This is a genomic window from Streptomyces griseus (assembly GCF_900460065.1).
GTDB classification, from domain to species: Bacteria; Actinomycetota; Actinomycetes; order Streptomycetales; family Streptomycetaceae; genus Streptomyces; species Streptomyces griseus.
On record NZ_UAVD01000025.1, the window covers coordinates 217,068 to 230,408 of the forward strand.

At 70.9% G+C, this 13,341-nt stretch carries 12 protein-coding genes and 2 pseudogenes; 5 read left to right on the forward strand and 9 right to left on the reverse strand.

The features are described from left to right. Positions 1–2: 2 nt before the first annotated feature. Positions 3–329 (reverse strand): hypothetical protein, encoded by a 327-nt coding sequence (locus DTB53_RS13160; protein WP_012380772.1) that lies wholly within the window; start codon positions 327–329, stop codon positions 3–5. 55 nt (positions 330–384) lie between these two features. On the opposite strand from DTB53_RS13160, the pseudogene DTB53_RS13165 reads away from it, so the two are divergent. Further along, positions 385–1,031: pseudogene (locus tag DTB53_RS13165) on the forward strand (helix-turn-helix domain-containing protein); the annotation flags it as partial. A gap of 117 nt (positions 1,032–1,148) precedes the next feature. Here the strand turns inward: DTB53_RS13165 and DTB53_RS13170 are convergent. Both DTB53_RS13170 and DTB53_RS13175 read right to left on the reverse strand, forming a co-directional pair. After that, on the reverse strand, positions 1,149–1,994 hold the full coding sequence (locus DTB53_RS13170) for a helix-turn-helix domain-containing protein (RefSeq protein WP_012380770.1): 846 nt from the start codon (positions 1,992–1,994) through the stop codon (positions 1,149–1,151). A gap of 25 nt (positions 1,995–2,019) precedes the next feature. Then, positions 2,020–2,756, reverse strand: a pseudogene (locus DTB53_RS13175) (DUF6879 family protein). A 154-nt stretch (positions 2,757–2,910) separates the two neighbouring features. Here DTB53_RS13175 and DTB53_RS37390 point away from each other — a divergent pair. Both DTB53_RS37390 and DTB53_RS37395 read left to right on the forward strand, forming a co-directional pair. Beyond that, positions 2,911–3,105: a hypothetical protein gene (locus DTB53_RS37390; protein WP_075025251.1), complete on the forward strand. Its 195-nt coding sequence runs from the start codon at positions 2,911–2,913 to the stop codon at positions 3,103–3,105. A gap of 272 nt (positions 3,106–3,377) precedes the next feature. Then, positions 3,378–4,247, forward strand: a complete 870-nt coding sequence (locus tag DTB53_RS37395) for an endonuclease/exonuclease/phosphatase family protein (protein ID WP_370454210.1) — start codon at positions 3,378–3,380, stop codon at positions 4,245–4,247. A gap of 1,489 nt (positions 4,248–5,736) precedes the next feature. On the opposite strand, the gene DTB53_RS13200 is transcribed toward DTB53_RS37395, so the two are convergent. Together DTB53_RS13200 and DTB53_RS13205 are read right to left on the reverse strand one after the other, a co-directional pair. After that, the gene (locus tag DTB53_RS13200; RefSeq protein ID WP_012380766.1) at positions 5,737–6,378 is read right to left on the reverse strand and encodes a nucleotidyltransferase domain-containing protein; all 642 of its coding nucleotides are present in this window, start codon (positions 6,376–6,378) and stop codon (positions 5,737–5,739) included. Continuing rightward, complete coding sequence (locus tag DTB53_RS13205; RefSeq protein ID WP_012380765.1) at positions 6,375–7,463, reverse strand: phosphotransferase; 1,089 nt, start codon at positions 7,461–7,463, stop codon at positions 6,375–6,377. Before DTB53_RS13205 ends, DTB53_RS13200 begins: the two co-directional genes overlap by 4 nt. Positions 7,464–7,871: 408 nt before the next feature. Between DTB53_RS13205 and DTB53_RS13210 the strand changes: the two genes are divergently transcribed. Then, the gene (locus DTB53_RS13210) at positions 7,872–8,696 is read left to right on the forward strand and encodes an excalibur calcium-binding domain-containing protein (protein ID WP_012380764.1); all 825 of its coding nucleotides are present in this window, start codon (positions 7,872–7,874) and stop codon (positions 8,694–8,696) included. A gap of 212 nt (positions 8,697–8,908) precedes the next feature. Here DTB53_RS13210 and DTB53_RS13215 read toward each other — a convergent pair whose 3' ends face one another. The 3 genes from DTB53_RS13215 to DTB53_RS13225 form a co-directional block, all read right to left on the reverse strand. Next, on the reverse strand, positions 8,909–9,703 hold the full coding sequence (locus DTB53_RS13215; RefSeq protein ID WP_003968886.1) for a sulfite exporter TauE/SafE family protein: 795 nt from the start codon (positions 9,701–9,703) through the stop codon (positions 8,909–8,911). Positions 9,704–9,801: 98 nt separating this feature from the next. Further along, positions 9,802–10,410 carry a hypothetical protein gene (locus DTB53_RS13220; RefSeq protein ID WP_012380763.1) on the reverse strand — a complete coding sequence of 203 codons (609 nt, stop codon included), beginning with the start codon at positions 10,408–10,410 and terminating at the stop codon, positions 9,802–9,804. 65 nt (positions 10,411–10,475) lie between these two features. Beyond that, positions 10,476–11,372 carry an alpha/beta fold hydrolase gene (locus DTB53_RS13225; protein ID WP_012380762.1) on the reverse strand — a complete coding sequence of 299 codons (897 nt, stop codon included), beginning with the start codon at positions 11,370–11,372 and terminating at the stop codon, positions 10,476–10,478. A 113-nt stretch (positions 11,373–11,485) separates the two neighbouring features. On the opposite strand from DTB53_RS13225, the gene DTB53_RS13230 reads away from it, so the two are divergent. Further along, positions 11,486–11,794 (forward strand): hypothetical protein, encoded by a 309-nt coding sequence (locus DTB53_RS13230; RefSeq protein ID WP_003968882.1) that lies wholly within the window; start codon positions 11,486–11,488, stop codon positions 11,792–11,794. Positions 11,795–11,852: 58 nt separating this feature from the next. Here DTB53_RS13230 and DTB53_RS13235 read toward each other — a convergent pair whose 3' ends face one another. After that, positions 11,853–13,274: a DUF445 domain-containing protein gene (locus DTB53_RS13235; protein ID WP_236586292.1), complete on the reverse strand. Its 1,422-nt coding sequence runs from the start codon at positions 13,272–13,274 to the stop codon at positions 11,853–11,855. Between the last annotated feature and the right edge of the window lie 67 nt (positions 13,275–13,341).

The following is a 13,341-nucleotide window of genomic DNA, read 5'->3' on the forward strand; positions in this document are numbered from 1 at the left end:
GATCATGCCGCTTCGAGCAGTTCCGCCTCGAAGTTCGCCTGTGCGCGATCCAGAGCCCCGTCCGGATCGCAGCCGTGGGCCCGGAGCCAGTGGAGGAGGTCGGCGATCATGTCGATGGCGGCCTCCTCCGCGTGCGCCACGGTCAGTGGCCCCCGCTGAACATCCTCCCGCACGGACAGACCGAGAAGCCCGAGCAGCGCCTCGGCCCTCGCCACCTGGGGCCCGTCCACATGATCGACCGACGACCGCAGACCCGTGGTCGGCTCGCACCAGGTGACCTTCGAGTCGGCTCGCAGGACAACGCCCCAGCGATCGGCGAGGGCGTCCACAAGAACCGCGTTTCTCAGCGCACGCTCTGAAACGTCGACGTGAGGAACCCCAGCCATGACAGTCGGACCCACCACCCGAAGGCGCCGACCAGGCGCGGATCTGCGTCGCCTGCGTGAGCGCAAGGGCCTCACCCTGGAGGAGTCGGGGTCCCTGGTCGGCATCTCCAAAGCGACCCTCAGCCGCTACGAGAGCAAGCAGGGTGCAGTCAAATGGCCGGCTGTGGACGCGCTGTGCCGTGCGTACGGCACCACGGACGACGAGCCGCTCCTCACTCGTCGAGTTGGCCAAGGGCGCGCGAATCCAGGGCTGGTGGCGTTCGCTCGCGGACCCCGTCCCCGAGTCCATGAACCTCATGCTGACCCTGGAGGACGAAGTGGTCAGTGAGGACCACTACGCCTGCATGTACGTCCCCGGATTGCTCCAGACGCGTGCCTACGCCGAAGCCGTGCACCGCGCCTCCGAAATACGGTGCACGGACAAGGAGATCCAGCACATGGTGGACATCCGCATGAAGCGACAGGAGCTGCTCGACAGGTACGAGCCGCCCCACATCTGGGCGGTGGTCGACGAAGCGGTCATCCGCCGTGCCGTGGGTGGCCGCGACACCATGCGCGCACAACTGCGCCACCTGCTCGAACAGGCCCGACGCCCCCACGTCACCGTGCAATCTGCCCTTCGAGACGGGCGCTCACGCGGCGGCCGACGAGGCCCGCAGGCCCCCGTATATCCGTCTCCCACGCGGCCTGGGCCCAGTTCGTCGCCGGCATGGGGATGCGGAGGCTGCAGTTCGGCGAGTGGTCGCGCCGACCCCCGCATTCCTAAGGAATCGCCTGCCGAGCCCGGACGATCACGTGTTGCGCCTCGGCGCCGAACACGGCGGACTCGCGCAGGGATTCCCAGACCCGTCGGTACAGGGTGACCGTATCGGCGCCGTCCAGCCAGAGTTCCGCGTGCCAGTCCTCGGTGATCACCAGTCGCTCGCCGACGATCCAGAACGCATTGGCGGGAGGAAGGCTCAGAACCGCGTCCAACGGCACGATCCCCAGCCGGACGGTATCCATACCGACAACGCCCAGCAGGCGGTCCATCTGCCCCTTCAGAACATCCGGTGGGCACACCTGAGCTCGTAGCGCGCCTTCCCATATCAAGAGGTTCAGACGCCTTCCGGGCTGGTACAGCCATCTCTGGCGGTCCATGCGGGCGCGTACCGCGTCCTCGGTGTCACGGGGTGAGTTCTGGAGTGTCGCGTAGCGCTCGAACACATGCCGTGCGTAGTCCGGGGTCTGCAAGAGGCCGTTGACGGCAAAGGAGTCCCACACGTGCAGGACGCGGGCCGCCGCCGTCACCTCGTTCCACGTCTCCTGCACCGGGCGGTGCCCCGACGACAGCTGTCGACGCCACGAGCGGACATGCGACTCGAAGCCCTTCAGCCGACCGTGCAGCTCGTCGTACGCCCCGGGGTGTCCGGTGGCATCGGCCCATGCCCGGAGGTCCTCCGCAGTGGGAGTCTGACGCCCGTTCTCCAGTTTGCTCACTTTGCTCTGTGCCCAGCCGAGGCGGGCACTCAGGGCGGTGCCGGTGAGTCGGCCGTGAGGGCACTCGATGCGGAGAACCCGGAGTCGTCGCCCCAGGTCCTCACGGGCCTTCTGGAAGTCGGTGCTCACCGGTACGCGTCTGTTCCTTCTGCTCTTACTCGCTGTCGCTCAGCTTCGCCGCGAACTCTTCGTAAGGCACCGCGTGATGCCATGCCGCATCACGGATGACGGAGTAGCGGACGACTTCGGCCGGCTCCGTGATCAGCTCGACGTCCACGAGGTGGTCATCGTCGCCGAATCGGAGCTTCGCAGCAAGCCGACTGTCGAACAACCAAAAGTCCTCCGCAGGCAGTTGGAGGCTGTCTGCATCCATCCGCCACAGGTTCCGGATGTCCTCCCCCAGACCACTGTTCCGCTTGGCGTTGTCGAGGAGATAGAGCTGCCCCATGGTCGGCGGCTGATCAACGATCCGCACCCGTTCAACACGTTTGCCCTGCGCGGTCTGGGAACGGATCAGTTCACAGTACGGATCTTCCACGGGCCAGTCGACTACGCCGTTCTCGACGAACTGTCGGTACGTGTCCGTGGCTTCGTCGCTGGCGAAGCGCCGCCGGGTTTCCAGTCGCCATGCCGAGTGACTGAACGTGCTGAACAAAGCCTCGAACTCGTCCAGTCCGATGATTCGGGCCTGCCGGGTCGCGTCCTTCGGTGTCCAGTCGACCAACAGCTCACGAGGTACCACCAGGACAGGTGCCGCAGTTGGGCGAGGTCGCCAGGATCGGTGAGGGGCGGCCCGTGGACGATGACCTCTCCGCTCTGCGCGTCCTCATGGACGGAGGGACATCCCGAACCACCACTGCCTGTGCCGTTGAACCGTAACTGCCGTGCCATCACGCGCCGCCTCACACTGAGAAGGGTGTTCAGTTCTCTGACTTCAAGGCTGTTCGCAGCTCCACGTGAATGTCGAGAGATGACCGCACCACTCGGGAGAATATTCGCGAATATCAGTCGGTGCGGTGGAGCCTGTCGGCCAACCATGGACCGCATGACCGAGCCCACCAGGTACAGCACCTCCCCTGTACGGCTTTCACTTCACGTGGAGGCCGATCCCGCACCCGTGGACGGCTGCGCCGGATGCACCGAACTCTCATCGGTGAGAGACCGTGCCCGAGCAGGTGGCGACATGACCACCGTGTCCGACTGCAACGTGCTGCTGCGGCGGCATCCTCAGGGGCACTGAGGCGGGACTCGCAAAGGAACGTCGCGGCCACCCCGTCTCTACGGCTCCGGGCCGGACGAAGGAGTACACCACCTGAGACCATCGCCTCAGAACTGATCCGCCCGGCAGCCCGTCCTAGGAGACGATGCCGAGCAGGATGGAACGTCGTGACGGAACAGCAGGTGGGCAAGGGAAGGACCCCGGTGACGGGAGGGGCGGGAAGGGTTTCGGTGCGCTGGAACGGGGCGCGGGGACGCGTCCTCGCCGCGTTTGCCGTGGTGTTGGCCGGGGTGATGGCTTTTCATCGGGGTGTGCCCCATGCCGTCGGGCGGGTCGGGAGTCTGCTGGAGTCCTTTCTGCCGTGGATGGGCGTCCTGATCGTGGCGCTGTTGATCTGCGCCCTGGTGCGGCGCTCCGCCGTCGCCCTGGTAGCGGTGCTGCTGCCCGTGGGGGTCTGGGTGCATCTCTTCGGTGGCTTGCTGCTGCCCGCAGGTGATGCCGAAGCGCGGGAGCTCGTCGTCGTGCAGCACAACGTCAGCGATGAGAACCGTGATCCGGCGGCGACCGCCCGTGCGCTGATCGCGGCCGGGGGCGACCTCGTCGCGCTGGAGGAGCTGGTGGACCCGCAGCTGTCCGTGTACGAGAACGCCCTCGCCGCCGCGTATCCGCATCATGTCGTCCGGGGCACCGTCGGGCTCTGGTCCACGTACCCGCTCAGCGGGGAGCGGGTCGTCGACATCAAGCCCCCGAGCATCGCCGAAGGGTGGAGCCGTGGTGTGCGGGCCGTCGTCGATTCGCCGTACGGGGACATCGCCGCGTACGTCGCCCACCTGCCCTCCGTCCGGGTCGGGCCGGGTGGGCTCGCCTCCGGCCGGAGAGACGAGAGCGCCGAGTTGCTGGGGCGTGCCATCGCCGCCGAGAGCGTCGATACGGTGATTCTGCTCGGGGACCTCAACGGGACCGTGGAGGACCGGGGCCTGGACCCCCTCACCTCACGCCTGAACGTGGCCGAGCGGGGCTTCGCCTTCAGCTTCCCCGCCGCTCTCCCGCTGGCCCGGATCGATCAGGTCATGGCCCGTTCCGCCACCGTCGGCCACATCCGCACCCTGCCCGCGACCGGCAGCGACCATCTGCCCGTCGCCGCCCGCGTCGTCCTGGGGTGAGTGCGCGGCTCGGAGCGCGTCGGCCCTCCGTACCGCCTCGACGCGTTGCCTCCAGGTCATGTCCGCGGGGAAGTCGTACGTGTCCGTGTCGACCATCCAGCTCGCGTACGCCGCCGCTCTGCGGCAGTCCGCGCACAGCGTCTCGTCGCCCAGCGGGCGGAAGACGTGCTCCTCCCCCTCGCCCGCGCAGGCGATCAGCTCCCTGACGGGCGGCGGGGGCGGCGGAGCAGCCGGCGGGGCCACCGGGCATTTCCGGATCAGGCGGTGGCGCAGGAAGCCCACCGCCGAACGCACCCCCTCCTCGGGCCTGGCGGACAGGAGCGCGTGCCGCACGTCCCCTTCCGACAAGCCGGCCTCCAGCCACTTCACCACCTCCACCGCCAGCCCTCGCGCCTCCCCCACGCCCAGCAGCAGGTCGCGGTGGGTGTGGCGCAGCGACAGCAGCAGCCGTTCCGCTGTGGCCAGTCGGGAACCGGGGTGGGGTGTGGGGGCGGGCTCGGGCGCTGCGGGCCGGGGTTCCGGCTTCGGTTCCGGTTCCGGTTCCGGTTCCGGTTCCGGTTCCGGTTTCGTGGTCGGATTCGGTTCCGGTGCCGGTTCCTCATCCGGTTCCGGTCCCGTCGCCGGGCCCGTCGTCGGTTCCGGCTTCGGGTTCGGTTCGGGTGGCAGCTCCGGCTCCTGCTCCGGTGCCTGCTCCGGCTTCGCGACCCGACTCAAGCCCGGCTTCCGCCTCGGGTCCGGTTCCGTCGGCCGCGCCTCCTGCCGTTCCGCTTCGGAGGGTGGGCGGGGAGTGGTCTTATCACTGTGGTCTTCCTCCGGTTGATAGCCACCGACCGTCCGGTGGGCCGGGCCGCCGACCGTCGGATACCGCTCACCCGGCGGCGGAGCAGCGGCGGCGGCAGCTCCCACTCCCGGTGAGCGCCTGCCGTCCGGCTCCAGCGTCGCCCGTAAGATCCGCGCCTCGTCGCTCGCCATCGGTGTGTTCGTGAACAGCTGGTCCGTCGCCCACCGCCCGCCTTCGGCCTGGGAGCGCCACTCGTGGACGTAACCGTGCTCCATCAGCTGCTTCTTGGCCAGCTGGTACGCGCGGCCCTTGATCTCCAGTTTCCGTGCCAGCTCACCGAGCGGACGGTCCGTCGCGGAGTCGGGCAGGCCCTGGACGTACAGCAGGAGGACCTTCGCATCGCTGTTCATCCGCCGGTCGCGGACGACCGTGTGCGGGGCTTTCGTCCATCCCGAAGAGGGCGCGATAACATGACGCAGCATTTCTAGTGGGCTCCTGCCACTGGGGGTGTTAGGCCCTCGGGTGGGTGTTGGAGCACCTCCGGGGGCCGCCCTGTGTCCGCCTGGATGGGCGGCACAGAACGTGATGACTTCGTCACGCTACCGCACGGTTTCGGCCCGCTACGACGTCCGTGGAAAGTGCGCCCCCGCTCACCACCCGGCTCACCACCGGACTACCCGTGTGCGCTGTTGTGCCTGTCGGGCCCGGCTACAGCTCCGTGAGCCACGCGTGCCCCGGGTGTACCCGGGCGAGCAGTTCCGCCAGGGTCGCGCGCTGCGCCCGCGTCAGGTGCGGGACGGTCGTGTCGAAGTCCCGCTGATCCTTCGGACGCGCGTGCTTGGCCTTGAACAGGAGCACCAGTTCGGGCGCCAGATACGGGATGCCGTCCTCGGTGCGGTGGATGATCTCGCGGTACGGGAGCCGGATCTCCTCGTCCCGCCGGCAGATCCAGGTGTCGCCGTCGTGCGGCTCCCGGAACACGTCGAGCAGGTAGTCGCCGGTGGCCGGGTCGCGGAGCCATGTCTGGTGAACGGCGGCCAGTGTCTCCGGCGGGGCGTCCTCCCAGATCCGGCCGCTGCCCGCCGCGTCGAGGACGTATCCGGGGAAGCGGTCGCGGATCTCGGGAAAGCCCGCCTCCGGGATCGCGATCTCGATGTCCCCGTGAGCGCGGGTCTGCCCGCCCCGGAACAATTCGAGGGCCCAGCCCGCCGCCACGCACCAGGGCGCCCCGACCCCGGCCAGCCGCCGAGCGACCTCGGCCGGAGTCCAGCTGGACGACCACCTGGCGTCGAGGGCCTCGATCTCGGCGGGTGACAGTTCGATTCCGCCGCCGGGGAGTTGCCCGCTCATCGCGGGAAACCGTCTGCTGACGTCGGCGCCGCGGCCTCGGCCGTCGTGGACCGTACGCCTTCGGGCCCGGCGTCCCAGCGGCTCCGGCCGTCCGCCAGCGCGGCCACCGCGCCGACCAGCCCGTCCCACGCCTGCCGCGTGTCGGCCGTGTCCGGGTGCTGCGCGCCGAAGACGTCGAGCGCGGCGGCGATGTCGTCCAGGGACCAACGAAGTTCGTAGTACGCGAGCAGGCGCGGGTCCGGTCGGTGGCCGGTGAGTTCGGTGTAGCGGGACAGGTCTTCCGGGGCACTGGTGGCAAGCCAGAGGTCGCGCTCCGGCGGTGCCACGGCGACGGTGTCCCAGTCGACCAGGAGGGTGCGGCCTCCGGGGTCCAGGACGTTGCCGGGGTGGGGTTCGCCGTGGGTGACCACCGTGGCGGCGGCCGGAGAGGCCGACGCCCCGGACGCGATCCTGGCCGTGTCGCTGTCGAAGCGGTCCAACGTGGCTTTCAGCGCGTGGTAGTTGGCGGTGAGCAGGGTCTGGCATCGTCGCGCGTACGGGCCCGCATCCGCGCGGAGGCTCTGCGGATCGGCCAGCGCCGCCGCGATCACCTCGCGGCCCGGCAGCGCGGGGTCATGGACCGGAGCCGCCAACGGCGGCCTTACGGCGTGCAGTTGAGCCAGGCGCTCCACGAGCATCCGCCGCGCCCCGGGGTCCAGCACCTGGCCGAAGTGGCCCGTGGGCGCGTCCACGTAGCGGAAGAGGCTCACGGCGTACCGGTCGGTCAGGCGGAGCAGCGTCTCGCCACCGTCGGTGCGCTGCGGTGCCACCAACGCCCCATCTCCCAGGGCCGATGCGAGCGTCGCCGCCGTGCTCATGGCACGGCTCAGGCCCGTCCACGCCTCCGCCGCGTCTCGCCCGCAGTGCGGCTTGTGCGCGAGGTCGGCGACCGTCACGAAGGTCCGCCGCCCCTCCGCGTCGGCCGCGACCCAGTGGTGGTCGCCGTAGCCGACGGGGGCGTGGGTGAGCATGGCCGGTTCGACGCCCCAGGCCCCGAGCGCGGCGGCCAGGACGGCCTCGTCGATGTCGGTCGGGCGGTCCTTCATACGGACACCGTAGTGCCCTCACGCAGATGCTTCGCGTGACGGATCGAAGGAGGCGGACGGTCGGCTCCGACCGCCACCGCATCGCCCCTCGCCCGCCCCGTCTCGGCCCTCACCCCGCTCGCCCTCGCCCGCCCCGCCTCGGCCCTCACCCTGCTCGCCCCTCGCCCGTCGCGCCGTCGGCTCCTCCCCGCACCTCACTCCCGCCCCTCTCCTCACCCGACCTTGTCGCCCACACGCTTTGTACACGCTCTCATCACAATTCCGCTTCGCTTCCGACATGCCCCTGATGTACGTCCGGGCGCGCTGCGAACATCGGCTGCTCCACAGCACAGAGTTCGGCCATGGGGGCAACACATGCAGACGAGGAAGCAGTCACGGCGGCCCAGGCGCGGGTTCCTCCGCATACGGATGTCGGCCGGAGCCGGCGTGCTCGCACTGGCCCTGACGGGGTGCGGCGCGGACGACGGCACCACGGACGACCAGGGCGGGAAGGCCGGGTCCTCGGCCTCCGTGGATCGGGCGCTGGCACTCACGGACGACGAGCAGAGCATGGACGCGGGCAACAGCCTGGACGTGGACGTCCTCGACAACGACTCCGTCACCCTGGAGAACGGGGACCGGGCCGCACTGCTCCACACGTACGACCCCGCCGAACTGACCGTGCGCATCGACACCGAGCCCGAGAACGGTTCCGCATCGGTGTCCGGGACCACGGTCACGTACACCGCCCGGGACGGGTACGCCGGCGAGGACAGCCTCACGTACGAGGTCCTCGTGAAGGGCACCGAGGTCCCCGCCGCCACCGCCGTCGTCCGCATCACCGTCACCGCGGCCGCCTCCGACACGAGCCCGAATCCCGCCTCGAACGTCTCGGGCTCCGCCCCGGGGAGCGCGGATTCGGCGCCCGCGGCGTACTACGAGAACTGCGACGCCGCGCGCGCCGCCGGGGCCGCTCCCGTCGAGGAGGGCGATCCCGGCTACGCCCCCCACCTGGACCGCGACGGCGACGGCGTGGGGTGCGAGCCGTGGGGCGAGTCCTCCTCGTCCGCAGATTCCGCCGACTCGTCCGACTCCTCCGACGGAAGCGGTGCGAGTGGGAGCGGTGGTGGCGGCAGCGTCTCCTACGCGAACTGCACCGCCGTACGGAACGCGGGCGCCGCCCCCATCCGGACCGGTGACCCGGGCTACGGGCGGCACCTGGACCGTGACGGGGACGGCGTCGGCTGCGAGTGAGCCGCGCCCGGCGGGGCGTGGGGCGAGCGGTGTGACACGAAGACCTCCGTGTGCGGTGCGGCTCAGACACCTCCACCACACCGGAGGTCTTCGTCGTGATCAAGACCTGATCGGCGTTGACAACGCTCGTGCTCAATACACGTGGCCCGTCTCGCCCGTCTCGCCCGTCTCGCCCGTCTCGCCCGTCTCGCCCGTCTCGCCCGTCTCGCCCGTCAGGCGAACTGGTCGAATCCCATCTTGGCCACCATGCCGGTGACCACCAGCACCAGAACGACCCGGACGAAACCGGACCCCCTCTTCATCGCGGTCCGCGAACCGATCATCGCGCCCGCGATGTTGCCCACCGCCATGCCCAGCCCCAGGGCCCACAGGACGTTCCCCTGCCAGGCGAAGACCGCGAGCGCCCCCAGATTGGAGGAGGCGTTGATCACCTTCGCCATGGCCGCGCTCTCCAGGAACTGGGTCGCGAGGAGCGTCGTGAAGGAAATGATCAGGAAGGTGCCGACGCCCGGCCCGAACACCCCGTCGTAGAAGCCGATGCCGACGCCCGCGACGAGGATCGCGGTGTTGCGGCGGCGCGGGGTGACGGTGATGTTCCGCTGCTGGACCCCGAAGTCGGGGCGGAAGGCCACGAAGAGAGCCACCGTGATGAGCAGGCCCATGATGACGGGCCGGAAATAGCTCGCGGGAACGCTCGACGCGGACAGCGCGCCCAACGCGCCGAAGGGGATCGCCAGTCCGGCCGCCGGCAGCAGGACCGAACGGTCCAGTTCGGTGCGCCGCTGGTACATGTACGCGGCGGTCGCGGTCCCCATGACCGCCGCGATCTTGTTGGTGCCGAGAGCGACCGCGGGTGAGTACGTGGGAAAGGCCAGCAACAGGACCGGGATGAGCAGCACCCCGCCACCGCCTACCACCGCGTCCACCCAGCCCGCCGCGGTCGCGGCGGCGAGCAGGCCGACCACTTCGTACAGATCCACGCTTCCCTCGCTCACGTGACATGACATGGCCGCTCCCGCCGCACGCGGGGAACAGCCCGGGGGCGAAACAGCCTGGGGGGACGGAACAGCACCGGGGGATGGAACAGCCGCGGGGTGGGTCCCTGTCAGCGGTAGTCGTCGGGGTGGCCCTGCATCCAGGCGTTGACGCCGTCACGGGTGCCGACGATCGCGGAGAAGTGCTTCTCCAGGTGGGCCTCGGACCGGTCGTCGCCCACCTTGTCGAACAGGGCCTTCATGTCGGCGAGCGGCTGCCGGAAGTGGCCCGGGCCCTTGCCGTCCGCCCGCATCGCCTCGTCCAGTTCGGTGAGTTCCCGGGTGACCCGGCCGAGGAAGTAGGCACAGTCGCCCGCGCCGGGGGTACAGGTTTCGCCCAGCGTCGCCTGGAGGGTCGCGAAGGCGTCGCGGACCAGCTCGGGGCCGGGCGTGGGCTCGGCGGTGGGCTCCCCGGCCGCGGCGTCACGCTCGGCCCGGTCCGCGTCGTCGGCGCTCTCCGCGTTCTCCGCGATCGGTGCCCGGTCCGCCGCCGGGTCAGCGGACGCGGCAGGCACGTCCCCGTCGGGGCCGCCGCCGCTCGACGCCTGGGTGCAGGACACCAGCGCTGTGGCCACGACCACGGCAAGTGCCCCGGTGCGCAACCCGGTTCGGAACGAACGGCGAGCGTCGGCACGGTCACCCGTACCGGTGGTGGTGCGGGCAGCGTTACGGAACAGCATGAGACCCCCCTCGTGCGAACGGTCCCGACCCTACCTGGCGCGCACATGCCACCGCGCGACAGCCCTCAGGCGTGGAGCCGCGCGAAGAAGGCCGCCATCTCCCCGTACACCGCCGCCGTGTTGTCCAGGTGGGCGTCGTGACCAGCGCCCGGGATCACGCCGATGCGCGTCCCCGGACGCCGGGCCCGCATCCGGTCCGCCTCGACCGGCTTCATCGCGCCATTCTCGCCCCGTAGCACCAGCACCGGGCAGCGCACTTCATCCCATTCGTCCCAGTAGTGCCGCTGCGCGTTCTCCTGGACCGTGGCGACCATCACGTCCCGGTCGACCCGGGGATGCAGACCGCCGGGGCCCGCCACCAGCCCCGCCGCCCAGGCCCGGCCCCCGGGTCCGCCGCCGAAGAACGCCTCGGCCGTCTCCGTGTCCGGGAACGGCACCGGCCACGAGTCGAGCCAGTCGCCTATCTGTTCCGGCAGTCGAGGACTCGGCCCCGACGGGCCCGCCTCGATCAGGACCAGCGCGCGGCACACCTCCGGGTGGGCCGCCGCCGTCAGCAGGGCGGTGAGGCCGCCCATCGACTGGCCGACGAGCACCGTGTCCTCCCCCGCCAGTCCGAACCGGTGCGCCACCGCGAGGACATCGCGGACGTGTGCCGCCCGCGTCACGTCCCCGGGACGGCGGGTGCTCGCCCCGCTGCCCCGGGCGTCGAAGGCGATCACCCGGTGGGTGGAGGCGCACCGGGCCGCCAGCGCGTCCCACTCGCCGGCATGACCGGCCAGGCCGTGCAGCAGGAGAAGGGGCGGGCCCTCGCCGCCGTGGTCGGTGCAGGAGAGGCGTACGGGTCCGGCCCCGGCCGCCGCTCCCCGGTCCTCGACCGTCACCGTCGCCGTCACCGCCGTCGTCCCCGGTCCCACCCGACACTCCCCGCTCTCCACTCGCTCCACATCGCGTCCCGCACGCATCTCTCCGGCCCGCCCGGCGGTGCCGTCGCCCCGAACGCTAGCCTCGGGCCGAGGAGCCGACCAGAGGCAACCACAGGGATACCGACGGCTCACGGGAAGCGATGGTGGCGGCGATGGTGAAGATTCCGGCAGCGGCAGTGGCGGCGGGCGGGCTCGTCGGAGGCTACGGCGTCGCCCGGTGGACCGGGAAGCGGCCGCTCGGCGGCGTAGCGCTCGCCGCCGCCGGGTCCCTCGCCGCGTACGAGTGGAACCGCCAGGCCGGGCCGCGCAGCGCCGCCGGGCTGACGGCCGCCTACGTCGCCGCCTTCGCCGGATCGCACCCGCTCGCCAAGAAGGTCGGCGCCTGGCCCGCCGTCTTCACCGTCGCGGGCGGCGTCGCCGCCGCTTCCTGGGCCGTCACCCGGCGCGTCGCGAACCCCTGAGCCACTCGCCGGGGGCCACCCCGCCCCCGGCCTCACCCCCGCCCCCAGGGCGGACCGCTCACCCGCTCAGCGCATGCGACACCGTGTAGATCGCCAGGCCCGCCAGCGCGCCGACCACCGTGCCGTTGATCCGGATGAACTGGAGATCACGGCCGATGTGCGCCTCGATCTTCTTCGACGTCTGGTCCGCGTCCCAGCTCGCGACCGTGTCGCTGATGAGCGAGGTGATCTCCGCGCGGTACGTCGTCACCACGTACACCGCGGCGTCCTCCAGCCAGCCGTCCAGCTTGCCCTGGAGCCGTTCGTCGCTCGACAGCCGCGCGCCCAGCGACATCAGCGAGGCGCGCGCCCGCAGCCGCAGCTCGCTGCGCTCGTCCTCCGCCGCGGAGAGGACCATCGTGCGGACGGACGACCAGGCCGAGGCGATGACGTCCTGGACCTCGCCGCGGCCCAGGATCTCCGACTTCAGCCGCTCCACCCGGGCCCGGGTGTCGGCATCGCTCTGGAGGTCGGCCGCGAAGTCGGTCAGGAACGTGTCGATGGAGCCGCGCGCCGGGTGCTCCGGCATGTCCCGCATCTCCGTGACGAACCGCAGCAGCTCCTTGTAGACCCGCTCCCCCACCCGCTTGTCGACGAACCGCGGGGTCCAGCCGGGGGCCCCGCCCTGCACCGCGTTCATCACCGAGTCGCCGTGCTCCACCAGCCAGTCGTGCGCCCGTACGCAGATCAGGTCGACGACCTTGCGGTGCCCGCCGTCCGTGACGACCTTCTCCAGCATCTTGCCGAGCCCCGGGCCGACCTCCACCGCATCCGCGCGCCGGGTGATGGCCTCGCCGACCACCGCCTGCACATCGGAGTCCCGAAGGACCGTCAGCGCACCGCGCAGGGCCGTCGCCAGCTCGGCGGTGACCCGGTCGGCGTGGGCCGGCTCCGCGAGCCACACACCGAGCCTCCGACCGACCCCCAGAGCGTGAATTCGGTCACGAATGACGTCTCCGGAGAGAAAGTTCTCGCCAACGAAGGAACCGAGGGACTGTCCCAGCTGATCCTTCTTGGTGGGGATGATGGCTGTGTGCGGAATGGGCAGGCCGAGCGGGCGCCGGAAGAGCGCCGTGACGGCGAACCAGTCCGCCAAGGCACCCACCATCCCCGCCTCGGCAGCCGCCGCGACGTAGCCCGGCCAGCCCCCCACGCCCGAGTTCTTCGCCCAGGTGGCCAGGACATAGACGAGCGCGACGAACAGAAGGAGGCCGGTGGCCGTGAGTTTCATGCGCCTTACGCCGCGCTGCTTCTCCTCGTCGGCGGCGGTGTACGCGAACGAGGCCAGCGAGCCCGCGCCCGCACCCGCACCCGGCCCCCGCGCCGCCCCCGGTGCCCGCCCCTGTTCCTGGGCCGGCGGCAACGCCGCGGGCTCCGACTGCTCCGACTTCTGCACCGCGTCCTCGCCCCGCTCCTGCTCGCCGGATCCGGTCCGTTCCATCCGCTCCACCCGTCCGCGTGCGTCTCGCCCCCGTGACGTACGCATTGTCCCTGCCTCCCCTACTCCC